This is a genomic window from Psychrobacter sp. TB55-MNA-CIBAN-0194 (assembly GCF_040309505.1).
In the GTDB taxonomy this organism is placed as follows: Bacteria; Pseudomonadota; Gammaproteobacteria; order Pseudomonadales; family Moraxellaceae; genus Psychrobacter; species Psychrobacter fozii.
In genome coordinates this window covers 1-276 of sequence record NZ_JBEOOW010000224.1, presented here as the reverse complement: position 1 = coordinate 276, position 276 = coordinate 1, and the positions used below count along the sequence as shown (strand labels likewise).

The window sequence follows — 276 nt, the reverse complement described above, 5'->3', positions numbered from 1 at the left end:
GCATAGTGTCGATGAAGATCAGACCATCAAAGATGGCAGTACAGTAAGCGCGTGGGGCTGCTCTGCGCAGGTATGGGATGTGTCAGGTCATACCGCCAGCCATATGGCTTATATATTAGATATCGATGGCCTTAAGCACTGCTTTTGTGGCGATACCTTATTTAGTGCTGGATGCGGACGTGTGTTTACAGGAACGATTGAGCAGTTGCATGACAGCTTTAAGCGTCTAAATGGACTGCCAGCTGAGACGCTGTTATATCCTGCACATGAATATAC

1 protein-coding gene is annotated in these 276 nt (G+C 47.5%); it reads left to right on the top strand.

Translation table 11 applies throughout. From position 1 onward, the window contains the following. On the top strand, positions 1-276 hold a 276-nt coding region (locus AAEY75_RS14910; RefSeq protein ID WP_352260011.1), incomplete at both ends, for an MBL fold metallo-hydrolase.